The sequence below is a fragment of the Rossellomorea sp. YZS02 genome, from assembly GCF_033963925.1.
Taxonomy (GTDB): Bacteria; Bacillota; Bacilli; order Bacillales; family Bacillaceae_B; genus Rossellomorea.
Genome location: NZ_JAXBLY010000007.1, coordinates 111,398 through 135,656 on the forward strand (window position 1 = coordinate 111,398; position 24,259 = coordinate 135,656).

Consider the following 24,259-nt stretch of genomic DNA (forward strand, 5'->3'; position numbering starts at 1 on the left):
ATCATTCTATCAAAATACCCCTCACTTGAAAATTTTTCCTCAACGAATGGACGCTGCTATTCTGCCGCAATCTTCCCATATACACACGTATCCGTTAACCGCTTTCCATCAACGGAAAGATCTTCATTTCTCAGGGTCCCTTCCAATTCGTATCCGAGTCTTTCAGGTACGGCCCTGCTTTTATGATTTGTGGACTCACATCTTATTTCCACCCTTTTTCCACCGAGCTCGGTTAATGCAAATTCCGTTAATTTTCCGACTGCCTCTGCCATATAACCGTTGCCACTCATCTTTGTATCGATCCAATACCCGATTTCAAATTTCGGAACACTCCAGTCGATGTTGTGAAATCCAGTTGATCCGACAAACTCATCGGTGTTTTTTAAAAATATCAGGTATCTCAGACTTTCTCTAGTAAGAAATTTCGCATGTGCTTCACGTGTGTTGGACTCGGTGTCTTCCACCTCCGGGTTACATAGGGCAAACCCCAGCCACGGCTGTAATTCAGACAAGGATGCTTTAATTGAAGCATTAACCGTACTGCCATCTCCAGGACGTGGCATTCTTAACGTTAATCTTTCAGTTTCAATCATTGTTGGTATATCCAGTAATACTGGGTTCATTTCTAAACACTCCCTTAATAAAAAAATAAAAACCCCCGCTCTCAAGAAATGAATCTTGAGGACGAGAGTATCGTGGTACCACCTCAGTTTACCGGCATGTCACCATACCGACCTTAACGGATAACGTGTATCCGGACCCTGTAACGGGAGTTCCCGTTGCAATGGCTGCCTGCAGCAGCTTCACGCACAGCTCCGAGCCTTTTATCATCATTACCGTGATGTCCCCTTTCCACCGTCAGGGCTCTCTGTTCATCACTTCTATAACAATGAATTTCTCTTCAACGCTTAATTGGTAATATTTTAAATTATTGAAATTATAAGGGAATGGTTCTCTTCCTGTCAATACTCTATATTGGTCTATTCAATGATGGATTCATTTATTTCTTCTATTTATTCAACTGTTCTTATGGGCACTCACGATAAGAAACGATGGCCTTCTTTCTTCATTTTTTAAACCAGGCATCAATTCAATGCCTTCAGGAGTCGGCAGGGGCTCAAGCAGTTTTTCCAATGTAAACCCCTGTTGTATCAAACCATTTACCAACGTTGGTATCGTGCGGTGGTACTTGATCACACCGTCCACATACCAATGCTGCTCCCGTTTCCCTTCATGCCGGTAGTGATCAAGTGCCCAGTGCAGCCGTTCCCCATCAGCATCTTCCCACCAATTCTTCATGTCTTTACGGGCAGTCACGATGGGGTGCTCTATAGAGTATACCAACCTTCCACCCCGTACCAAAAAAGTGGCGAGCTTCTGAATGAGTGATTCGTAGTCTTCGATATAATGAAGTGCCAATGAGCTAACAATCAATTCAAAGGGCTCTCCCGTAAATGACAGATCCTCTATGGGGCTGCATACGTATGTTATCTTTTTATCTGGATGATCTTTTAATGCTCGTGATATCATGTTTTGAGAAATATCCACCCCGACGACAGAAGATGCTCCTTTTTCAATACAGTATTTCGATAAACCTCCTGTCCCGCATCCGAGATCCATTATTCGTTTTCCCGATAGGTCCTGAAGTTCTTCTTTCATGGCAGGCTGTTCAAGAAAATCATTATATGTTCGCCCTGAATCCCGCAGATTCATATACCCTTCAAAAAATACGGGATCATTATAAATGTTTTGTTTCATTTTTCATCCTTCTTTCTCTACTGATCGTTTCTGAAACACAACAGATCTTAATCAGGAAGGTTTACAGCGAGGAGGAAATCACCACCCGGCTCGAACGCTTCCTTGTTCATGGTTGAATCAAAAACAAAGGCAGGTTGAGTACCCAACACTTTGATTCTGCCATTCTCAACTCGTAAGCCAGTCTCTTCACTCAGGGCTATGACAGGTTTACGATATGTATTTATGAACCGATGAATCAGAGGCTCCTGTTCGCCACCATAGTGACACCATATAGAATAATCATCCAGATAAGATAAACCTCTTCTGCCCTTCAAGAGAACTGCATTTTCATCCATATGTTCACACGTTGAGATATCACTTCCCATTACAATGGCACCGGCACTCCCACCATAAATCAGTCCACCTCCCTCTTTGAAGGCGGTCAATAAAGTGTGAAATCCTTCCTGAAGAATGGAATGCATCAAGTTGAACGTATTTCCACCGCCTATATAGACACCTGAAAACTCCTTAAGGTCCTTGAGTGACTTCCCTCTTAGATCCCCCCACATCGTTATGTCAGTTATTCCGAACGGTGCGAATACACTATGCACCCATTGATAGCAATCCTTGTATGAAATTTTAGTGGGATCCATCGCTATCGGAAGATATAGCAACGGCTTTCCTCCGTCCAATTCACCTGCGAACACCCGATCGATCTCCCGTGTCTGCTCTTTACCCCCACCACCTGAAAGATACAATACACTCAACTCATTTCCCCCTTCCAATTGGAGGGACGGACTTCCAAAAGCCAATCCCTAATAATGTTAATTATAGCAATAAATAGTGTTCAAACGAATATATCTTCTAAAACTGGAGGTCCGTCCCTCTCTGTTTAAAAAAAGACGGTTCCTTCATGAAAATTTTCTTGGTTTGTCTGATTTTTGGGCGATTTATACCTGAAAATAGTCCCGCATTTTCTCAATACCGCCCTCTACTTTCTTGTGATACTCTTAAGTTGACTGAATTATTAGATAAAAGAGGAGGAATTGAAATGAAAAAGAAAAAGATCGTAAGTATGGGACTATCCGTCGGAATTCTTTCGGGGATGTTGGCTTCAGGTGCCCTTGCTGCTCCGTCTAACAATGCTCATTTCCAGATGAACAAAAAAGCAGGCACACCTGAATTTGTGTCTGGCCTATTATCCGCTCCTTCTGGAAAAGATGCGGAAGCTATTGTCCTTTCTTTCGTGGAACAAAACAAATCTGCATTCAAGCTTTCAAACAAAAAAGCGGTTGAGCAGTTCAAGGTACTTTCTGTTGAAAAAGACAGCTTGGAAAATACAGTCGTCCGCATTCAACAAACGTATCAGGATATTCCTGTTTGGGGATCAACTCAGTCAGCAGTCGTGCAGGATAATGGGGTTCTCCAGGCATTTTCCGGTTCAATGGTGGCAGACCTTGAAGAAAAAATGTCATCCTCAAAAAAGAAAATAAACGCGAAGAAGGCATTAAAGCTTGCTAAGGAGGATCTAAGACAAAATCCAAGATTAGAAAAAGAAGCGAAACCGGAGTTAGTCGTTTATGCTGATGGTGACAAGGCTTCATTGGCATACTTTATTAATTTAAATTACCTAGAGCCGTCTCCGGGTAACTGGAATTACTTTATAGACGCCGAAACCGGCAATATCCTGAATAAATATAATGACATGCATGAAGTCAGCGGGACGAATCAAGTAGGGACCGGGAAAGGTGTCCTGGGAGATTCAAAACCCCTAAATACGACTCTTTCAAGCGGAAAGTACTATCTACAGGATAATACTAGGGGATCTGGTATTTTTACATACAACATGAATAACCGTACTTTCTTTCCGCAATTTTTCTTACCGGGCACCCTTTGGTCGGATAGCGATAATGTGTTGAATGCCACGTACGATGCACCTGCTGTTGACGCACATTATTTTGCAGGGGTCACGTATGATTATTATAAAGAACATTTCAATCGCAATTCCTACGATAATCAAGGTGCTAAATTAGTTTCATCCGTTCATTACAGCAGCGGATACAACAACGCCTTCTGGAACGGTTCACAGATGGTATATGGTGACGGTGATGGCACTACCTTTGTTCCGCTCTCAGGTGGGATCGACGTCGTGGCCCATGAGCTCACACATGCTGTTACTGATTTCTCTTCAGACCTCGTTTATCAGAATGAATCAGGGGCATTGAATGAAGCGATCTCAGATATTTTTGGTACGTTGGTCGAATATGAGAATGGGTCTAATCCTGATTTCGAAATTGGGGAAGATATTTATACTCCAGGCACTTCCGGAGATGCTCTTCGCTCTATGAGCAACCCGGCGAAATATGGGGACCCTGATCATTATTCCAAACGTTACACAGGGACCTCAGACAACGGCGGGGTTCATACAAACAGCGGTATCATCAATAAGCAGGCATATTTATTGAGTGAAGGGGGTACTCATTATGGTGTGACCGTCCCGGGAATTGGACGTGAGAAACTTGGTGATATCTATTATCGCATGAATACGGTGTATCTGACTGCCTCCTCCACTTTCAGTCAAGCTAGAGCAGCAGCGGTACAATCAGCAGCGGATTTATATGGCGCCGCTTCTCCGGAAGTGAATGCTGTGAACCTTTCCTTTGACGCAGTCGGTATCAATTAAATATTTTCCAAGCAGAGATTCAATCAATAATGCTTCCATAAAAAAAGTCCTTGATCATTTTGATCAAGGACTTTACTGCTTTTATTTAGTGATTTGCTGCTTTATCCATTCCACCCGGCTTCTTGTGGACAGCCAGCTTATCAATTAATTTATTACTTTCAGTATTCAATCCTATTAGATTGACTTTCACACCATTCTGATGGTATTTGATCATAATTTTATCGATCGCGCCAACCGCTGAATCATCCCAGAGATGAGCATGAGTCAAATCTAATGTCACTTCTTTGATATCCTCTGTAAAATCAAAGCTTTCTACGAACTCGGTAACAGAAGCAAAGAATAATTGACCGGAAACCCGATATACCTTTTTGTGTGTTTCACCTGAAGCCATCGTCGTAATGTTGACTTTAGATATTTTAGAAGCAAAGAATACGGCACTTAAAATAATTCCTACCAGTACACCTTTGGACAAGTCATGTGTCATTAATACGGTTCCAACTGTTACTAACATAACGAGTGTATCGGTGAATGGGGTTTTGTGCAGGTTCTTTAAAGATGACCAATCAAATGTCCCGATCGATACCATGAACATGACACCAACCAGGGCAGCCATCGGAATCTGAACAAGGAAATCATTCAATACGAGTATCAGGACCATCAGGAATACCCCCGCGACTAGAGCGGAAAGTCTTCCTCTCCCCCCCGATTTCACGTTGATAACTGATTGTCCAATCATCGCACAGCCAGCCATCCCCCCAAAGAACCCGGAAACGATATTGGCAATCCCCTGGCCTCTTGCTTCTTTATTCTTATCACTTGTCGTATCCGTCATATCGTCTACGATAGAGGCAGTCAGAAGTGATTCTACCAAACCGACAATCGCGATCGATAATGAATAAGGGAAAATGATTTGCAAAGTTTCAAATGTGAAAGGAATGTCAGGGATCAGAAATAGTGGCAGAGTCTGGGTTAATTCACCCATATCCCCGACAGTCCGCACTCCACTCCCGGTCAGCACCGCGAAGACTGTCACGGCAATAATTGCAACCAGCGCAGAAGGCACAGCTTTGGTGAAGCGAGGCAAAATATAGATAATAGCAAGTGCCCCGGCAACCATGGCATACATCACCCAGGTTTCGCCAACGAAATGCGGTAATTGGGCAGAGAAAATCAGGATGGCTAAGGCGTTCACGAATCCTACCATGACAGAACGTGGCACAAATTTCATCAACCGCCCTAACTTGAGGACACCCATGATAATCTGGATCACACCTGTCAATATCGTTGCTGCAAGCAGATATTGTAACCCATGATCAGCCACAAGAGTCGTCATCAACAAAGCAGTTGCACCGGTTGCAGCAGAGATCATACCCGGACGTCCACCTACAAACGCAATGACTACAGCAATACAGAATGAAGCGTATAACCCGATCATCGGATCTACCCCTGCAATAATGGAAAAGGCAATGGCCTCAGGAATCAAAGCCATGGCAACGACCAACCCTGAAAGGATATCCCCTTTCACATTTCCAAACCATTCATATTTTATTTTTTCACTAATATTCATAATGCACCTCTTTCAATTATATTATGACTTTCAACTCTCATGAAAGTCGGGGCCGTTTAACACAAGGCACATTATATAATGGATGTTTGCATTTGTGAAACCTCAAAGAAAGCGCAAACATCAAATGTTTCCTTTCTATTACGTCAATTTACGCCTTATTTCTACCCTATTTCAATAACTTGTAAAAAATATCTTCAGTTCATTAGAGGAATATGGAGAATAAACTAGAACTAAATACTAAACGCTTTCATGAAATGAGGGAGATTGTAATGTTCAAAAATATTCTACTCGCAACAGACGGGTCCGAACATTCATTAAGGGCAGGAGAGAAGGCAATTGCTCTCGCTGCTTGCCATGAAGGCTCCAAGATCGATATCGTATATGTCATAGATGGGAAACAATCAAAAGAGGATGTTCTTAAGTCTTGGGGATTTGATGCAGGTGACAAGCGGAAGCAAAAGCTTCAAATTCTTGAACAAAAAGCGAAACATCAGGGGATACTCTATGAAATCATCTTCCTGCATGGGGAACCGGGACCGTCCATCGTTGAGTATGCGAATAAACATGAATTTGACGCAGTGGTCATTGGTAGCCGGGGATTGAACACCTTTCAGGAAATGGTACTTGGAAGTGTCAGCCATAAAGTGGCCAAAAGGGCAAAATGTCCCGTTATGATCGTAAAGTAGTAAAAAGACTTCCGTAAGGGAAGTCTTTTTTTAACCCTTGAACAAATAATCAAAGATCATCGGAACTCTTTCTCTCCATGCATTTTCGTTATGTACTGCCCCCTCAACAATTTCAAAACGGCAGTCCTGAACTTTATCCTTAAGTATTCTATAGACGTCCCTGCTTGAATCAATATAGGTCAAATCATCGATGCTTTCTGTATTTTCCTTTGTTCCAATATCCATGTAAAAACGTTCTACTGTTGATAGATCGCTTTCATTAATAAAGTCTTCGATTTCATTTTGATTGAACCAAAATGCAGTTGAAATAGAAGCGACTCTTCTGAAAATATGAGGGTATTTACATGCAGCATATGTAGTGATCAGTCCACCCATTGAACTACCTGCCATGCTGGTTTGTTCAGGATGGGTTCGATATTTTTCATCCATCATGGGCTTTAACTCATTTACAATGAATTCTATATATTCTTTACCCTCTCCACCAATCGACGTCCGATCGGTAGTAAATACATCCGTCATCGCCGTGCTTTTCCAGGGACCGTATTCATCCAGCCTGTTTAATCCTTCATTGCAGTCGATTCCCACCACGATGAGATCCAGCTTTTCTTTTTCAATATATTCACCAATTCTCCATGCCATCCCGTACCCTGCATCTTCATCAATGTAAAGATTTTGTCCATCATGCATATACAGTACCGGGTACCTTGCTGCCGTTTCATGATAATCTTCCGGTAAATAAACGCGAACGGTCCTTTTTCGATTCAAAGGGGTCATAGTGACTTCAAAATGCTCATACATCAGGTTGGTTCCTCCAAGGTTTTTTATGTTTAGTGTAGCATGAAAAGTGTTGGAAAGGCTTTAGTTGCTAGAGAAAATTTCATATATACTGAAGAGGTAAAAAGGTGCACATCCTTTAAGGAAATGCACCTTTACACTCAGCTTCATTCGCTTTCGCTTCTATTATAAGAACTCTCCGGCAGTGTATCCCAGAATGATGTATCCGCTTCTTCAATGGAACCATCAGCAATCGCCTTTGCCGTTGCGTCCAAACTTATCACTGCTTGCTTTATGAGATATCCATTGCTCTTTTGTCCAAGGACATAATCTTCTCTATAGTGATCGGCCATCCCCCTCATTTCAAATAGAAGTGTTGCAATCCCATATTCAACGGCAAGACCATTCCGGCTTATTGTAGGAGCTGAGCCGCCGATGTATTTTGACAGGGTACCGAATCCGCGGGCCTCAACTGTGTTGTACAGGACAGCACCAAGCTGCTTTGATTTTTCAACTACTTCCGGATCTACATTCTCATTGGTTGGGTATAAAATTGAACCTGAGACAAGTTCATCCGTATCACCAAGAGTGGTTTCTGCCCCTTGATGATGAAGATCAATCATATAGTCAGGCTTATATTTCTGAAGTACGTTTTCATGAAGGGCCTTCGTTTCTGGCTGATTTCGATCCACATGATCGCGATTCAAGTCCACTTCATTCGCATTGTATCTTGTATGAGTTCCTGCCACATAATCATCCAGTGAGAAATCAACGTCTCCTTCTGCGCCATCGACATTCAAGCGTGGAGCAACGAGTATGTTCACGTTCTCAAGCATTTCTTTCACTTCTTTAGAGTTCGAAGTAAGATGCTTGATGAATTGAAGTGCTCCTTCAGTCGTTAAGGCTTCATTCCCATGCTGCTGCGTCAAATAAAGAACAGTGGGGTTTTCTTCATTGTGTCCGAATTTCGCAAGATAAAGGTCTCTTCCTTTAACAGACTGACCGTAAACTTCTAAACTTAGAGCATCTGATTTCTGATCAAGATGTTGAAGCATGCTCACCATTTCTTCATAATTATGGAGACGCTCGTTCTTAATGGTCTCATTCCCCTTGTAATCCGGTCCATCTGCCAAAACGTTCACGCCTGGGGTCGAAAAGGCGATTCCTGAAGCTAAAAGAGCACTTGAAAGAGTTCCAATCATTAATTTCTTCTTCACTATGTATTCCTCCTCATATATTTCGTCTCCCTGATATACTTTGATGTAAAAGGTTTGAATCCCTTTTCAGTTCTTCAAAATGAAACATTCGAACTGACTTACGGAATAACGGGTGGATATTAATCCCTAGAATAAATCGAGAAATGCTGATTTTTGTCTAACTATTGAATCGAGACTATTTAATCAGGTGAATTCCTCAAAAAAAGAGAAGCCGTAATGATCAGCTCCTCATCAAACCTTATGTTCTCTTATTGACCAAAAACACGTCCTTTATCATTCACATAAACTGTCTTGACCAGTGTTCGATTGAATGTATTCTTCCCCTTTTTCCCTGTTATATCAATCGTCACATTATAGACGCCTTCTCCAAGTGACGGCAGTTTTAATAACCCTTTCTTTGGCTTAATTTTACTTTCTTTTATCTTACCATTCTTATAAAATTCAATTGTCATATCTTCTTGAATGCTCACATCACGATCCTTCTTCTTCAAACTGATTTGGCCCTGATCCATACTTACGCTCACAGCATCATTCATCATACTATCAAAAGAAACATTCAATAAATATTTATCCAGGCTTTGAGAGTCAGATTCAAGAGTCCATTCCCCCGGAGGCGGAGTTTTAATCGTAAGTGTATGATGATAGGCTCCGTTAAAATAATCACTTTCATCCTTACTTACATTAAAAGAAGAATAAATTTTATTCTCTGGATCTTTCAGAATCAAACGGGAGGAAGGATTGTTGCTCATCCAGTCAAAAGTGACCGAACTTGCACCCTCTTCCACTTGGATTTTCTCTTGAGTTTTCCCACTGTATTCCCCGCCCCTGAAATATGAGTCTGCCTCATTATTGAAGGATGCACGTTGAGTCAACGCTTTCGAGGAATTGATTGTTGTTTCGTTCAAGTAATCCTTAAATAAATTAAAGGTCGACGAACCTTCTTTAATGCTGTAGTGATTCCATCCCCCCACCTTCAATTCCGTTGCGTAAGGGAGTCTTGAGCTATTGACTGTAACCGCCCCATCATTACTTCCATATCCGGAGAGGTATAATCCCCCCCAATATAGGGAACTTCCAAAGCTTCCCCACTTCGTTCCACCAAACGTATAGAATGGAACCTTACTTACATTGGCATTCTGATCCGTTTCAGACCGAAAGTAGCTCATATATCCTGTTTGCAATGAGTAGGTGGCATCATTCTTGCTGCCAAGGATGCCGGCAAGCCAACCTGCCCAGCTGCTATATGCGAGATCTGCCAGCTGAGATCCGTAATGAGGCGTCGAGAGGGTGATGACCCTTGAAACGTACGGGTAGGCGCCATAGTGAACAAGGGCTGACTGAGTGTCGATGCCTCCTTTACTATGAGCCACGACCACCACTTTTTCTCCGTAATAATTGTATATGTCACGGATCTTCTGAGAGAGCAGTGCGCCGTTGTCCCACATATTCTTTGTTGGATACAAATCGATAAAAGCGGTTTCATAACCGTTTTGATAAGCGGTTTCATACATATTGTTTTCATTCCACCAAGTATTGGAAGAGCTGTTCAAACCGTGAACAAATAGAATCGGCTGCTTGGCTGGTGCCACATATGATGGACTCGTGCCAACATACCACTGACCCGGCACCCCTGAAGGGTCTTCAGTCCAGGAACCCGCCTGACTCCAGGATGGCAGTAATAGAAACAAAGCCAAAACGGTCATACTAATCTTTTTGATCATACCCTCTCTCCTTTTCCAATGTGATAAACATGTAAAGTATATCGGTGGGGATAAAAAGATATGACTCACATTTCTAAATTGTGTAAAAAGCACTAACAGGAGAAAAGTACATCACCCAACTTTCTCTTTCAATATAGAAGGAAACATGCTAAGTTCTATATACACAACCGATATCGAAAACCGATATTGATTTCCGATAAAAAAGGAGGGTCTTTATGGAAGAAAGAGTCTTGCGGAAATTATTCCTCGGATTCATTCAAATACACATTCTTCACCATGCGAAAGAAGAGCCTATATATGGCACATGGATGCTCGATGAACTGAAAGAACATGGGTACAGCATCAGTTCGGGTACATTATATCCCATCCTTCATTCGATGGAGCAGGATGGATTGCTACTGAAAGAAAACAAAAATGTCGAAGGTAAAATCAGAAAATATTATACAACCACTCCTAAAGGGAATGAGGTTTTGATTGAAGCCAGGAGCAAAGCATTTGAGCTTTTTAAAGAAATAAAATAAGTGGGTGAATGAGTATTGAACACAGCAAGTAGAATTAAAACATTAATAGAGATCCTTTTCATTTCAACGAAATTGGGTTTTACATCTTTTGGGGGGCCGGTTGCCCACCTTGGTTACTTCCATGAAGAGTATGTACGCAGGAGAAAGTGGATGGATGAAAAAAGCTATGCCGATCTCGTCGCATTATGTCAGTTTCTCCCGGGCCCTGCAAGCAGTCAGGTTGGGATGGGCATCGGTATTATGCGTGCCGGCATCCTTGGTGGAATGGTCTCCTTTTTGGGATTCACACTTCCCTCGGTCATTGCCCTGATCCTGTTTGCCATCCTTCTCGTCGGAAGTGACGTATCCAATATGGGATGGATACATGGTTTGAAGATTGTAGCAGTTGCAGTGGTGGCTCATGCGATTTTAGGGATGGCCGCTAAATTGACTCCGGACTTAAAGAGGAAGACCATCGCCCTCCTTGCTTTAGTGATTCTATTGATGTGGCAAACCGTCATTTCACAAGTTGTGGTGATTTGTCTATCTGCACTCATAGGGTTTCTACTATATAAGAACGAGTCAGCAGATGATGAAGTACGAATGGAGTTTCCGATTTCCCGAAAGACTGCGGTCATCTCCTTATCCGCCTTTTTATCATTACTGATCGTTCTTCCCTTTCTGAGAGAGATAAGTTCATTGGAATGGGTTGCGCTCTTCGATAGTTTCTATCGATCCGGAGCCTTGGTATTTGGCGGTGGCCATGTTGTTCTCCCTCTTCTTGAAAGGGAGTTTGTTCCGACAGGATGGTTAACAGAAGAACAGTTTCTTGCAGGCTATGGCGCAGCTCAGGCAGTCCCCGGCCCCTTATTTACATTCGCCGCCTATATTGGTGCGGTGATAAATGGCTGGAAAGGCGGATTACTGGCAACAGTCGCAATATTCCTTCCCGCCTTCCTTCTCATCACCGGTGCATTGCCCTTCTGGGACACCCTTAGACGGAATCCCAAGATCAAAGGGGCATTGATGGGAGTCAACGCTTCCGTGGTAGGAATTCTGATAGCCGCGTTTTACCATCCTATTTGGACTTCTTCCATCCTGGCACCGACTGATTTTGCTCTCGCAGCGATTTTATTCAGTATGTTGGTCTATTGGAAGCTTCCTCCATGGATTGTCGTCATTTCAGGTGCACTTGGCGGATTAATATTGGAGTTGATGTAACGTGCGCTGTGTTTCAATCATTTGGAATACACATGGTAGAGGCTAAAAGAAATAAAAGAACCGGGAACTTTCTCTAACGTGTTCGGTTTTGGAGTACAAAATAGTAATTAGAACACATTTTAGAGACACAATTCTCCATATGAATTGGTGTCTCTTTTTTTATTGGCCTTTAATTTATATTAGCACAATAATAGATCGTGAAATGATGTTCTTAAACTAACCAAGCAGGATAGTGAAAAAAGCAATAAGAGAAAAATTTGTAAAATGATATACTTTTAAACAGGGGGAGATAAAATGATTTTAGAAGATAAAAGGAGACCAGATATGGTTTTGGAGAAGGTTATAAAGAAGATCAATATTCAGAGTGAGTACAAGACTTTTGTAGAGGAGTATACAGCTAGCTTGCTTTCAGAGTTCAGTGGGAAGATTCACAGTATTTATATGTGTGGCTCAATTCCTAAAGGTACTGCTAAGCCATTTAAGTCTGATGCAGATTTTACAATAGTATGTGAAAGACCAGAAGATATAGATTATGATAGAGTATCTTGTCTGAAGGACCAGATTTTACAAAAATATCGATTCGTAACTAAGGTTGATACGGTTATTTGTTCACTTGATGATGTAAGAAGTAAGCCCAATGAATGGGGATTTTGGATCAAGATAATCTGTGTTTGTATACATGGTACTGATATTGGCGAAGAAGTACCGCCTATTCTTATTTCACCTGAGTTCATATTAGACTTGAATTCAGACACTCACGAGGCAGTGGATCGCGTTCGCGGTTTTCTATCTAATGCCAATGATGACACACTGAAATCTAGATATACCAAAGGTTACTCAAAGAAATTAATTCGTGCATTATACTCTTTGGTTTTAGAAGATACAGGGGTTTGGCAAGATGACATTACTAAGATGAAGAGTGCCATATCAGATTATTGCAATATTGATTCAGCTTTAGTTGACTATCTGTATTCGTGTTACTTGGATAGTAATGTAGATGTTGAAGAATTTCTGGTGATTGCAGAAGAAGCATATAGTTATATCGAGAAGGCTTTAACTGCATTGGCTGCTTTCAGAACTTCCTCCGCCTAACAGCGAATTGACGACATGAATTTAAATTTCTATGATGAATTGGATAAATTGACAGCCAAAACGTTATCCAATACCTTTACACAAGACAATTTAAACCAACACAATTTCTATTTTAACTTCAACATAAAATCCCATATATTAGAGAATATTTGTTAGTTAATATTTTTTAGTAATAGAAAAAACACAGTAAAATACTGTGCTTTTTCTGGTTTTAACTTACTTGTGTTTTGTGTTTTCTTTTATTTTGTATTATTTTTTGATAAAACGATAAGCCAAATAAGCTATATATAACGGGGTTGCGATGTAAATCAAATATGGGAATTCCTCGTACGTACCCTTAAAAATGACATATAGTAATGCTCCGATGAATATCGTCACGATTGTACCATACTTAGGCAACGGGACTTCCTTCAAACTCGGGATCCTGATTCTGCTTACCATTAAAAAACACATAGCCGTAAAAATGACCGTTGTTACGATATTCGGAATCCAGTCGCCGAATAATGTCAGAATGGCCAGGATTCCTCCCGCAGCTGTAATGGGGACGCCAACAAAGTAGTGCAGGGACGATTTTGGTGGGCTTGTATTGAATCTGGCAAGACGGTATGCCCCGAATAAAGGGAAAAGGCCGGCTACAATGAATCCTAATAATCCAAATTGAAAAAAGTATGTATAGTATACAAGAAATGATGGCGCAACACCAAAGGTCACAATATCAGCCAAAGAATCCAATTCCTTACCAAGAACGCTGTCTGCATGAAGCATTCTTGCAAGTCTTCCATCCATACTATCAAGCATCATGCCAATAATGATCAAGACCGCGGCATTTTTAAATTGTCCACTTGCTGCAAATCCAATGGATAAGAATCCACAGTATAAATTCCCCAGGGTTACCATATTGGGGATTTTTTTGGTTAGTTTCATTTTTCAGTCCTCACTCTGTCAAAGATTCTACTATTACTAGAATACCACTTTATTTATACTCATAAAGAAAATCGTGAAAAAAATCCAATGAATCCCCTAAAAAAGTACAATTCCAATTTACATTCGATTAAATTAGACATACTATAAACTAAGAAGACCATTACAAATGAGTACAAGAACAAAATTTCAACATATTTGGTGATTTGAACATGATTAGAAAAAAACTGCGGGAATTAAAGTGCCTCACATTAAAGTTACTTCGTCTAAAGGACAATGCACATAGTATCGCATTGGGATTCACAGTCGGTCTATTGATTAATTTTGTTCCATCCTTCGGCATCGGACCGGTCATCTCAACAGCATGCGCAAAAATATTCAAGGGTAACTCATTCGCTGGATTAGTTGGTGGTGTCTCTTTAATTTGGGCATTCCCCTTTTTCTTTTACCTGAACCTTGCAATGGGCCACCTCATCTTCCCATTGGATCCCACGAGTGATGTAGTAGGAGTGGGTCTGCAAATTGGGAAAGCCTTTTTTATCGGTATGCTAATCAATATCCCTATCTTCGGCACTCTGATCTACTTCATCATGAATTCTGCAGTGAAAAAATACAGGGTAACAATGCTTACATTTGTACAAAGGAAATGGAATGTGTGAAGATTTCTTTCTCCCTTTTAATTGAACATCAATTAAATAGTTGAAACCATTCCTCCCTCTTAACCGTATATTCTTATAGAAAACCTTTCGACAGATGACCATTTTTTCACTATTTCATCTTTCACTTTGTTATAATTTAACTACTATAAGTGGAGCATGAAATGAGAAAGAGGAGGATTGAAATGACTGGAACCATTGCAGTAATCATGATTTTTTCCATACCCATTCTCGGTATCATTACAGACCATTTCCAAAAACAATCTAAGTATAAACAGAAAATGATAGAAGATGAACTCGAGCTTGAAAAATTGAAACATGAGAACTTCATCATCGAGACTCAGAAAATGAGACTTGAATTAGAAAAAATGAACCTCGAAGATCCTAAAGAAAAAACCCATACTTCATTATAAAAACGCCACTATGGCGTTTTTATTTGTTATGGGTAAATCCAGGCTTTTTTTCAAATTCGTAAGTCATCCTATCAAATAACCGAAAATACTTCTTGACTTTAACGCTTAAAAGCGTTTAAGATATAAAGCATCGTAATCATACATATTTATTAAGCTACGATGGAATTGCAGTAGTGGACTCCTCCCTGTTATAGAGAGCTGGTGTTGCTGGAAGCTGGCACATAGGAGTTACATGAATTACGTTTCCGGAGCTTCCTGTTCCTCGTTTGAACAGGACGGTAATTGTCCGTTATCAATTTGAGTGGTAAGTATACAAGCTTACAATAAGGGTGGTACCGCGATTAATTTCGTCCCTGCTGAATTTTTCAGCAGGGATTTTTTGTATGATTTTACTTTTGTGCATAAAAGCGTTTAAGTGTTAAACAAATTTATTCTGAGGAGAAAATATTATGAAACAATCTATTCCAAGTCATTTACGTCCATTTGTTGCAAAACAGCATTACCATGCCTACACCCCAATCGACCATGCAGTATGGCGATATGTCATGCGACAGAATCATCACTTTCTTGAGGACACCGCCCATGAAGCATTTACGGAAGGATTAAAATCATCCGGAATCAATATAGAGGAAATCCCCAAGGTAAGTGACATGAACAGACATTTGGCCAAAATAGGCTGGGGTGCCGCAATTGTGGATGGATTAATTCCCGGTACAGCTTTCTTTGACTTCCAGGCACATGGAATTCTGCCGATTGCAACAGACATCCGTCAAAAATCAAATATCGAGTATACACCTGCCCCTGATATCTTGCATGAGGCGGCTGGCCATGCTCCGATCCTGTTCGATGAAACATACTCAACCTTTGTTAAACTGATTGGAAATATTGGAGCCAACGCTTTTGCAACGGAAGAAGAACATGAAGTATTTGAAGCAACCAGACATTTATCAATCGTGATGGAGGACCCCAATTCCGCAGACGAAGAGATCTGCGAGGCGAAAAGGTTGTTAGCAGAGAAGCAGGCTGCCGTAACCGGGCTCTCTGAAGCAGAGCAAGTTTCCCGCATCTTTTGGTGGACTGTCGAATTTGGTTTGATTGCTGGTTTGCATCAACCGAAGATTTTCGGCGCTGGTCTCCTTTCGTCAGTCGGTGAAAGCAAGCACTGTTTATCCGATTCCGTGTCCAAGCGTCCATTCTCCATCGAAGAAGCCATTCAAACAAGCTATGATGTCACCTCTATGCAAAAGCAATTATTTGTATGTGAAAGCTTCGAACAACTCATTAAAATGGTGGAGAAATTCGGAGAGACATTGGCTTTTCGCAAAGGTGGTACGAAAGCTATTGAGAAAGCCATTCGATCTAATCAAATCGCTCACATAGAATTCAATTCAGGGTTACAAGTAACAGGGGTCTTCAAAGAAGTGATGAAAGATGAGCTCGGTAAGGCAATTTACGTTAAGACAATCGGTCCAACCGCGCTTTCTGCCCAAAATGAGCAGCTGGTTCACCATGGAACGGATCGACATGCAGACGGATTCGGTGCTCCGATCGGAGTACTTCAAGGTGGAACCTCTCTTGAATATAAAACTGAAGCTGATTTAAAGAAGCTAGGGATAGAAGTAAATAAATTAATGCAAATCACCTTTGAAAGCGGTATTGAAGTTTCGGGACATGTGACGGACATGGTATTTCACCATGGACATATCATTCTCCTTACCATTGATGAGTGTTTGGTTACTTATAGGGATCGAGTTTTATTTCATCCTACATGGGGAGCATTTGATTTAGCCATCGGATCTGAAATCGTTTCTGCTCGACCATATGCCGCTGATTATGATGCTTTTTTCGACATTAAACCTTCGGGCGATGAAGATAAGGACAGAGAATCTCCATCTCTTACACCACTTGAGAATCTGTTTGCAGAAGTAAGAGAACTGAGGGAAGTCTCCTTCTCTATTGATCTCATTCATAGCGTAGTAGGTAAATTAAAAGTCGAATTTCCTGAAGAATGGCTTCTCAGACTTGAAATACTTGAACTTCTTGAAGAGTATGAACCGGAATCCCTTATAAAGCAGGAACTACTTAACGAATTGCTTGAATTAAAGAAACAAGATCGATTTGCACGTCTGATTGAAAACGGACTTGATGTGATCTACGATAGGAAAGGCGTCACGGCATGACGAAATTGAATGAGTCATACATTTCTCAAAAACTGAAGAACTTAGAAAAATGGCAGCTTAAAGAAGGAAAATGGATCGTAAGGAAATACCGTTTCAAGGAGTACCTTGAAGGGATAAGGTTTGTAAACCGATTGGCTGAACTAGCCGAGAAAGTGGATCATCATCCCTTTATTACAATTCAGTATAAGCTCATTATTGTAGAATTGACATCTTGGAATGAGAAGGGATTGACCGATGTAGATTTCGCTCTAGCAGAAAAGTATGATCAATTATTTGTTGAATTGAATTGAACATAAGATGCAGTCAATATGAAGACTGCATCTTCTTTATGAGCTAAACCAAATATTCTTCTGCCAGGGATGGATTTAAGTACCTTGCCATACCGGTCTTCAAATTTTTCAAACCGTGTTTTCTATAAAAAGCTTCATTCCCTGTAGTCGAGATCAGTTGAATACATGATATGTTTTTAAGTTGTTCCAATAAATCTCTCATAATATAACTTGCGATTCCCCTTCGCTGGTAATCACGATGGACGACTACATCATAAATCGTCGCATTGAAAACGCCATCCGTCAGTGCTCTTCCCACTCCGACAATGCGCCCATCGTAGACAGAGATGGAAACAACATCACTCCTTTGAAATATGATAGAAATCACTTCAATCGAATGTTTCATCCAACCTACTGATTCATACACATCTTTGATTTCATGGAGTTGACCCTCTTCGAATTGGTTAACGATTGTTACTTTCACCATTAAGTCTCTCCTCAATCTATATTCTCAATAGAGTATTTCATTTTCAAAAATTCATAAATGCTTCCGTTTGTTTGTTGCATGAACCTCCCTAAAGCTTGAAACCCGACTTTCGTATACACTTTAATCGCACGTTCATTAAAAGTCGCCACGGACAGACTAAAGGAACTTGCAGAATACTGAGTTCTTGCGAATTCCAAACCAGCTTCCGTAAATTCCTGTCCCTTCCCTTTTCCAGTGAAATCCGGTCTCATTCCCAGTCCGATATCTACAGTTTCATTCTTTAATACATGAAATGAATAAAAACCAATCATCTCACCATTTTGAAATACGGAATAAATCGAGTTTCCACGCTGTTTTTCATCTAAGAATTCAGCTAAGTCTTCTTCATCTGCCGCCATATCATAAAAAGCATATTCCCCCTCGTATTTCCATTTTTCTGCAATATGTTCAGCCTGCTCCTGTGACATGATTTGAAACGTATAACTCATAAAAATCTCCTTTTCATCGAAAAAGTTTTAACTTTTTTCTTCTAAATCCTATAATCCTCTCACCCTTACAATTTACAGTTTGGTCTCTTCATGATTAATCAAGGTTCCCCACTTCTTACCTGAGCAAATTCTTTTCATTGTTCCCACCTGCTCAAAGTTAAAGATGTGCACGGGCAGTTTATAGTCACGTGCTAACAGGAGAGCTGACTGATCCATGACCTTTATATTATTTTTGACGACGTCATCATAATTTAAATTATGATACATCTTCGCCTCTTTATTCCGTTTAGGATCAGAGGTGAATACACCATCCACCCCTTGCTTCGCTACCAGGATCGCATCACTATTCGTTTCTATTGCTCGTTGGACACTGGGATAATCCGTCGTAACGAACGGCTGCCCGTTCCCCCCTCCGAAAATGACGATGTATCCTTTATCCAGATGGTGGACGGCCCTGAGACGTATATACGGTTCTGCGACAGTTGAGACAGGGATTGACGTCATGACTCTTACTTCTTTATCTGTTTTGCTTTTGAGAACACCCCTTAACATCAAGCTGTTAATGATTGTCCCGAGCGTACCTATACTGTCAGCCTCTACCCGCTCGATTCCCCAAGCATCTGCCAAACTGCCCCGAAAGATATTGCCTCCTCCCACCACTAACGAAACTTCGATTCCCATGTCTACAATCGACATGATTTCGTTTGCAATATGTTCTAGCTCTGCTGTTCCAAAGTTATTCCCTTCGTTATCAGCCAATGCGCCACCGCTTAATTTAATTAACACTCTCTTATATCCCATTTACTTCCCTCCCTGACATAAAAAAAAGCTAAAAAGTAAAGAATTACTTTTTAGCTCTTGCATAGAAAAGAAGAAATACTGCTAGAGTCCCGGTGCAAAGTGCTCATTTCTTCTCCCCCATTCTTTCTATTCTGAATTTTCCTTCTGTTAGTTTATAGAAAATACAGGAAATGGTCAAGTGGAAATTAGTAACTTCTACCTTTTCAGCAAAAGAAAATTTCCCCTATTTATTCTGTTACATCATCTCGCCATTCAGTTTATGGATCACTTCTTTTACTTGAAGTACTCCCAGATTACCCTCCTTCCTTTTTCTGAGCGCAACCGATTGTTGCTGGATTTCTTTATCCCCTATAACCATCATATAAGGAACTTTCTGCATCTCGGCCTCCCTGATTTTCAATCCCATTTTCTCAACGCGATCGTCTAGTTCAACCCTAAATCCTTCCCTTTCTAATTGAGACTTCACTTCTTGTGCGTATGGAATATGCACTTCGGAAATTGGAAGAATCTTCACCTGATGTGGAGCTAACCAAAGGGGAAAATCCCCTCCGAAATGTTCAATGATGATGGCCATGAAACGTTCAATCGATCCATAGATAGCGCGATGGATCATTATCGGTCTTTGAACCTGATTATCATCACCAATATATTCACACTGGAATTTTTCAGGCATCTGGAAATCAAGTTGAACCGTTCCACACTGCCAACTCCTCCCCAGGCAATCCAGAATATGAAAGTCGATCTTAGGTCCGTAGAAGGCTCCATCTCCATGGTTGATATGATAGTCGACGCCTCTATCTTGCAATACGCCCTCAAGATCACCCTCTGCTTGATTCCATAGGGCAACTGATCCCATAAAATCCTCGGGGCGAGTCGAAAGCTCAACTTTATAATCGAAGCCGAATTTCCCATAGAATCGATCAATGAGATCGAGCACTTTATGCAACTCTGCCCGAATTTGATCTTCCCTTACGAAAAGATGAGCATCATCTTGAGTGAAGGAACGAACTCTCAATAACCCGCTTAATGATCCTGATAGCTCATGACGATGTACCAGTCCAAGCTCCCCATAACGGATAGGCAACTCCCGGTAGCTTCGTCTCTTGCTCTTATAAATCAACACGGCTCCTGGACAACTCATCGGTTTGATGGCATATTTCTGATCATCCACTTCAGAGAAATACATATTTTCATGATAATGATCCCAGTGACCTGACTTCTCCCACAATTCTTGTTTCATCATGATCGGCGTCCTGATTTCCTGATAACCTGCCTTCAGGTGCTCCTTCTTCCAAAAGTCCTCCAATTCATTTCGCAGCAACATTCCTTTCGGTAAGAAAAAGGGCATCCCAGGAGCCTCCTCCATTGAAATGAATAATTCAAGCTCCTGACCCAATTTCCTGTGATTTCTCTTTTCTACTTCTGATTGAATAGACATCTATTTTCCTCCTTATGATTTTTTATATAAAAAAAGCCGCATTCATCCCTAACCAAGGGACGAATGCGGTCGTGGTACCACCCTAATTCCGAAGTGCCAAAATAGCCCTTCGCTCAAAGTTGATAACGGTTTGCCCGATTATGGATACTGTAACTTCCCCATAATAGCTCCAAGGTGGTAAACCATTTTCCTTTCTTCAGGGCTTGCAGCCTGATGACCCTGTTCTCTGGTAAGAAAGCCAAAATGATTCATGTCCTCTTCTTCGCACTGTATTCAGTTCAATAAAAAAACCGCACTCATCCCTAACCAAGGGACGAGTGCGGTCGTGGTTCCACCCTAATTTCGAAGTGTAAAATATCATACTTCGCTTAAGTAAGATAACGGTTATCCCGATTATGGATACTAAAACTTCCCCATAATAGCTCCGAGGTGGTAAAACATTCACTTCTCTTCAGGGCTCTCAGCCGGTGACCCTGATCTCTGAACAAGAGATTTACGAATGAATCATGTCCTCTTCTTTGCTTTCGTATAGTATATTCGAATTCTGATAAAAGTGTTATTGAAATTATATGGGAGTATTTTCTAACTGTCAAGAGTCATATTAAACAAAAAACATCAAAATGATACCGACTAGAATAAGGCGGTAAATGGCAAATGGTAAAAGCTTGACTTTATTGATTACTTTTAGAAAGAAGCGGATCGAAATATAAGCAAAAAGGAAAGCACTTATAAATCCGACTATTAAGAACGGCATGAATTCCGCATTGAAATACATCCAGTTTTTCATAAGTGACAACCCACTTGCCCCCATCATAATCGGCACTGCCATGATGAAGGTGAAATCCGAAGCAGCCCGATAACTTAAGCCGAGTAATACACCTCCGGAAATCGTTGAACCGGATCTTGAGAAACCTGGCCATAATGAGAGACATTGAATCAGTCCAATCATCAAAGCCTTCTTATGGGTGATGCCATCAACGGTTTCCACCGTTTTTACTTTTGGCCTGAACAGATCCGCAGCGATCATGAGAAATGCGCCGATCACTAAGCCTGCAAGGACACTGTTGATAGAAAATAGATGCTCATCGATATAATCTTCAAATAATAAACCGAGGATGACCGCTGGTAGTAGCCCAACGAATATATGAGTTAGTCTTAATTTGGATGATCTCTGTTCGTTTCTTGTGTTCATTCCCAACAAGTCTTTGAATCTATCCCGAAACACGATGACCACGGCAAGGATGGACCCTAGCTGTATAACTACTTTGAACGTATTCGCAGGGTACTTCCCCAATACCTCTTTCGATTTGATCCAGAGGTCGTCCACTACGATCATATGCCCCGTGGAGGAAACGGGCGCAAACTCCGTCAGACCTTCTACCATCCCGAGAATAAATGCCTTGAGCAGTATAATATATTCCATGTTATTTCTCCTCTAAAATAGGTGATGTTTTTTTCATTTGGTTTGAGAAGGCTTTTTTAGCAAAGATTGTTGCTATTCATATAAAGACGAAGATTTGCGAATGCTCTGTCATATAGGGTGCGGTGCAGGAGGGTGAAGGGAACTGCTCCGCTTTCCACGGACGTTCGGCCGAGCCTCCTCAGCCAAAACCGCTTCCGGGGTCTCGGCACGCCCGTTTTCCGTAGGAGTCTACGCAGTTCCCTTCACCCTCTAACGTAGTAAGTAGTTGACAGAGCAAAATGGTTTGTGACCATCTGTTTAAAAAGAGTAAAGGACTATGAAATAATATCAGTCTCAGCAAAGAATAAAAGCAGTGGCATACGCAATCTCCACATTTCCTTTGTGATAGTAAAACATTTCTTCTGTATAGTTGATTGGAGCGGAAGGTGCTCGAATCCTGCGGGAAACGCTGGACAGGTGAGACCCCGCAGGCGCAGCCGAGGAGGCTCACCGCCAGCCCCGCGGAAAGCGAGCACCTGTAGTGGAAATCAACCGCCACTCGCTACATCCAAAAGCAACAATGTTTACGAAAACACCCCTTGAGAAAAAGAAGCTCTTCTCATTACAATCTAGAATATAGTACTACAACTCAATCCAGTGGACAATAAGAACTTATACACATAAAAAAACACAGAAACAGGTGCTAACCTATTTCTGTGCCAATAGGTAGTATGGTCAATGGATATCTTTCTTCTTGAACCTTCCCCCTCTTACCTCAGCTATATCGGCTATGGCAAGAAATGCGGAAGGATCATGCTCCGCCACGATGTCCTTCAACTTGGCCTCCTCAAGACGCGTGATGACACAGAATATGACTTTCTTGTCATCTCCTGAAAAAGCCCCTTCTCCCTTTAAATAAGTAACACCCCTGCCTAACCGGTGAAGAAGGGCATCCCCGATTTCCTCGTAATTTTCACTGATGATCCAAACGGACTTAGATTCATCCAACCCTTTTATCGTAATATCTATGATTTTAAACGCTACATAATAGGCAAGTAACGAATACATCGCTCTATCCCAACTAAAGACAAATCCTGCACTGGCTAAAATGAAAAGATTCACAAACATAATGATTTCACCGACTGAGAAAGGAAGCCTTTTACTGGATAAGATGGCGAGGATTTCAGTACCGTCGAGGGACCCGCCGTATCGAATGACCATGCCTACCCCAATACCAAGAACGATTCCTCCGAATAATGATGCCAATAGAATATCTTGAGTAAAGGCTGCAACTGGGTGGAGGAAGGTTGTAGAAATCGATAGAATGACAATGCCATAAAGCGTAGAGAATGCGAAGGTTTTCCCGATTTGTTTATAACCGATGAAGAAAAAGGGGATGTTCAAGATGAAGATAAAAAGTCCTAGCTTAATGCCCGTAATATGCGAAAGCATGATTGATACACCAACGATTCCTCCATCGATGACCTGGTTGGGGACAAGAAATATCTCAAGACCGACAGCCATGATCACAGCTCCGATCGTTATCAGAATCGTCCTTTTCACTACCTCTTTCAAAGGGATCTTCTTATGCATGACCTTCACTTGCCGGGGTTCATGTATGATCTCACCTTCCATCACCATTCCTCCTCTTTAAAGATACATTCACTCTACCTCAGCTGAAAAACGGAAATGTCTAAACCCTCAATCCAAATCACACCGACTATGTATGCTGCCTTCCTGACCAACCCCACATAAAAAGCTTGTATAATGTATATATTCCATCCTCCGAGCTAAAATTCCTTTAATTAGGGAGGGACGGACCTTGAATTTAGCACTCATCAAGCAGGAACGAGGTGCTTACATCCACCCCAATCGTGCTTTAACACTACATTTCTCCGTGGTGGGGTTCCAAAATAACAGTGATATTGGAGGTCCGTCCCTCATAAGGCAGTAGGATTTGACTAATACGGAAAAATGAAGTATTTTTAGTATTTGTATGTTCATGT

25 protein-coding genes and 1 other annotated feature are annotated in these 24,259 nt (G+C 41.3%); of the genes, 10 read left to right on the forward strand and 15 right to left on the reverse strand.

From position 1 onward, the window contains the following. Positions 1-56: 56 nt before the first annotated feature. The 4 genes from SLH55_RS09005 to SLH55_RS09020 form a co-directional block, all read right to left on the reverse strand. Positions 57-623, reverse strand: coding sequence for a GNAT family N-acetyltransferase (locus SLH55_RS09005; protein WP_219168713.1), 567 nt, complete (start codon positions 621-623; stop codon positions 57-59). 88 nt (positions 624-711) lie between these two features. Continuing rightward, positions 712-834 carry a hypothetical protein gene (locus SLH55_RS09010; RefSeq protein ID WP_257475115.1) on the reverse strand — a complete coding sequence of 41 codons (123 nt, stop codon included), beginning with the start codon at positions 832-834 and terminating at the stop codon, positions 712-714. A 183-nt stretch (positions 835-1,017) separates the two neighbouring features. Further along, on the reverse strand, positions 1,018-1,758 hold the full coding sequence (locus tag SLH55_RS09015) for a class I SAM-dependent methyltransferase (RefSeq protein ID WP_320323253.1): 741 nt from the start codon (positions 1,756-1,758) through the stop codon (positions 1,018-1,020). 47 nt (positions 1,759-1,805) lie between these two features. Next, a complete protein-coding gene (locus SLH55_RS09020; protein WP_320323254.1) occupies positions 1,806-2,504 on the reverse strand; it encodes a Type 1 glutamine amidotransferase-like domain-containing protein in 699 nt (232 codons plus the stop codon). 284 nt (positions 2,505-2,788) lie between these two features. Here SLH55_RS09020 and SLH55_RS09025 point away from each other — a divergent pair, with 284 nt between their 5' ends. Next, positions 2,789-4,420 carry a M4 family metallopeptidase gene (locus SLH55_RS09025; protein ID WP_320323255.1) on the forward strand — a complete coding sequence of 544 codons (1,632 nt, stop codon included), beginning with the start codon at positions 2,789-2,791 and terminating at the stop codon, positions 4,418-4,420. Positions 4,421-4,505: 85 nt separating this feature from the next. Here the strand turns inward: SLH55_RS09025 and SLH55_RS09030 are convergent, their stop codons facing one another. Further along, positions 4,506-5,987 carry a SulP family inorganic anion transporter gene (locus tag SLH55_RS09030; RefSeq protein ID WP_219168717.1) on the reverse strand — a complete coding sequence of 494 codons (1,482 nt, stop codon included), beginning with the start codon at positions 5,985-5,987 and terminating at the stop codon, positions 4,506-4,508. A gap of 269 nt (positions 5,988-6,256) precedes the next feature. On the opposite strand from SLH55_RS09030, the gene SLH55_RS09035 reads away from it, so the two are divergent. After that, entirely contained in the window at positions 6,257-6,673 is a 417-nt protein-coding gene (locus SLH55_RS09035; RefSeq protein WP_219168718.1) for a universal stress protein, read from the forward strand. A gap of 30 nt (positions 6,674-6,703) precedes the next feature. Here SLH55_RS09035 and SLH55_RS09040 read toward each other — a convergent pair whose 3' ends face one another. The 3 genes from SLH55_RS09040 to SLH55_RS09050 all read right to left on the reverse strand — a co-directional run bounded on the left by SLH55_RS09040 (position 6,704) and on the right by SLH55_RS09050 (position 10,385). Next, positions 6,704-7,471 carry an alpha/beta hydrolase gene (locus SLH55_RS09040; protein WP_320323256.1) on the reverse strand — a complete coding sequence of 256 codons (768 nt, stop codon included), beginning with the start codon at positions 7,469-7,471 and terminating at the stop codon, positions 6,704-6,706. Between the two features lie 143 nt (positions 7,472-7,614). After that, on the reverse strand, positions 7,615-8,664 hold the full coding sequence (locus SLH55_RS09045) for a M14 family metallopeptidase (RefSeq protein ID WP_320323257.1): 1,050 nt from the start codon (positions 8,662-8,664) through the stop codon (positions 7,615-7,617). Positions 8,665-8,912: 248 nt separating this feature from the next. Next, on the reverse strand, positions 8,913-10,385 hold the full coding sequence (locus tag SLH55_RS09050) for a hypothetical protein (RefSeq protein ID WP_320323258.1): 1,473 nt from the start codon (positions 10,383-10,385) through the stop codon (positions 8,913-8,915). A gap of 215 nt (positions 10,386-10,600) precedes the next feature. Here SLH55_RS09050 and SLH55_RS09055 point away from each other — a divergent pair, with 215 nt between their 5' ends. The 3 genes from SLH55_RS09055 (at position 10,601) to SLH55_RS09065 (ending at position 13,198) form a co-directional block, all read left to right on the forward strand. Further along, positions 10,601-10,906: a PadR family transcriptional regulator gene (locus SLH55_RS09055; protein ID WP_320323259.1), complete on the forward strand. Its 306-nt coding sequence runs from the start codon at positions 10,601-10,603 to the stop codon at positions 10,904-10,906. 15 nt (positions 10,907-10,921) lie between these two features. Further along, entirely contained in the window at positions 10,922-12,106 is a 1,185-nt protein-coding gene (locus SLH55_RS09060) for a chromate transporter (protein WP_219168722.1), read from the forward strand. A 324-nt stretch (positions 12,107-12,430) separates the two neighbouring features. After that, the gene (locus tag SLH55_RS09065) at positions 12,431-13,198 is read left to right on the forward strand and encodes a nucleotidyltransferase domain-containing protein (protein ID WP_320323296.1); all 768 of its coding nucleotides are present in this window, start codon (positions 12,431-12,433) and stop codon (positions 13,196-13,198) included. Positions 13,199-13,447: 249 nt separating this feature from the next. Here the strand turns inward: SLH55_RS09065 and pssA are convergent, their stop codons facing one another. Next, a complete protein-coding gene (gene pssA / locus SLH55_RS09070; RefSeq protein ID WP_219168723.1) occupies positions 13,448-14,122 on the reverse strand; it encodes a CDP-diacylglycerol--serine O-phosphatidyltransferase in 675 nt (224 codons plus the stop codon). Between the two features lie 209 nt (positions 14,123-14,331). Between pssA and SLH55_RS09075 the strand changes: the two genes are divergently transcribed. The 4 genes from SLH55_RS09075 to SLH55_RS09090 all read left to right on the forward strand — a co-directional run bounded on the left by SLH55_RS09075 (position 14,332) and on the right by SLH55_RS09090 (position 17,658). Next, positions 14,332-14,778 carry a DUF2062 domain-containing protein gene (locus tag SLH55_RS09075; RefSeq protein WP_219168724.1) on the forward strand — a complete coding sequence of 149 codons (447 nt, stop codon included), beginning with the start codon at positions 14,332-14,334 and terminating at the stop codon, positions 14,776-14,778. Positions 14,779-14,960: 182 nt separating this feature from the next. After that, entirely contained in the window at positions 14,961-15,188 is a 228-nt protein-coding gene (locus SLH55_RS09080; RefSeq protein ID WP_219168725.1) for a hypothetical protein, read from the forward strand. Between the two features lie 147 nt (positions 15,189-15,335). Further along, positions 15,336-15,546 (forward strand) — a binding site (T-box leader). Between the two features lie 91 nt (positions 15,547-15,637). Then, positions 15,638-17,368, forward strand: coding sequence for an aromatic amino acid hydroxylase (locus SLH55_RS09085; RefSeq protein ID WP_320323260.1), 1,731 nt, complete (start codon positions 15,638-15,640; stop codon positions 17,366-17,368). Then, complete coding sequence (locus tag SLH55_RS09090; protein WP_219168727.1) at positions 17,365-17,658, forward strand: 4a-hydroxytetrahydrobiopterin dehydratase; 294 nt, start codon at positions 17,365-17,367, stop codon at positions 17,656-17,658. Before SLH55_RS09085 ends, SLH55_RS09090 begins: the two co-directional genes overlap by 4 nt. A gap of 43 nt (positions 17,659-17,701) precedes the next feature. Here SLH55_RS09090 and SLH55_RS09095 read toward each other — a convergent pair whose 3' ends face one another. From SLH55_RS09095 to SLH55_RS09120, 6 genes are all read right to left on the reverse strand, one after another. Then, on the reverse strand, positions 17,702-18,121 hold the full coding sequence (locus SLH55_RS09095) for a GNAT family N-acetyltransferase (RefSeq protein WP_374939779.1): 420 nt from the start codon (positions 18,119-18,121) through the stop codon (positions 17,702-17,704). A 14-nt stretch (positions 18,122-18,135) separates the two neighbouring features. Next, entirely contained in the window at positions 18,136-18,612 is a 477-nt protein-coding gene (locus SLH55_RS09100; RefSeq protein WP_219168729.1) for a GNAT family N-acetyltransferase, read from the reverse strand. 72 nt (positions 18,613-18,684) lie between these two features. Next, positions 18,685-19,413 (reverse strand): UMP kinase, encoded by a 729-nt coding sequence (pyrH, locus tag SLH55_RS09105; RefSeq protein ID WP_219168730.1) that lies wholly within the window; start codon positions 19,411-19,413, stop codon positions 18,685-18,687. A gap of 235 nt (positions 19,414-19,648) precedes the next feature. Beyond that, complete coding sequence (gene thrS, locus SLH55_RS09110; RefSeq protein ID WP_219168731.1) at positions 19,649-20,851, reverse strand: threonine--tRNA ligase; 1,203 nt, start codon at positions 20,849-20,851, stop codon at positions 19,649-19,651. Between the two features lie 601 nt (positions 20,852-21,452). Further along, positions 21,453-22,274, reverse strand: a complete 822-nt coding sequence (locus SLH55_RS09115) for an undecaprenyl-diphosphate phosphatase (RefSeq protein ID WP_320323261.1) — start codon at positions 22,272-22,274, stop codon at positions 21,453-21,455. Positions 22,275-22,988: 714 nt separating this feature from the next. After that, on the reverse strand, positions 22,989-23,846 hold the full coding sequence (locus SLH55_RS09120) for a YitT family protein (RefSeq protein ID WP_374939780.1): 858 nt from the start codon (positions 23,844-23,846) through the stop codon (positions 22,989-22,991). Between the two features lie 229 nt (positions 23,847-24,075). Between SLH55_RS09120 and SLH55_RS09125 the strand changes: the two genes are divergently transcribed. Further along, positions 24,076-24,207, forward strand: coding sequence for a hypothetical protein (locus SLH55_RS09125; RefSeq protein WP_257475116.1), 132 nt, complete (start codon positions 24,076-24,078; stop codon positions 24,205-24,207). The last annotated feature ends 52 nt before the right edge of the window (positions 24,208-24,259 follow it).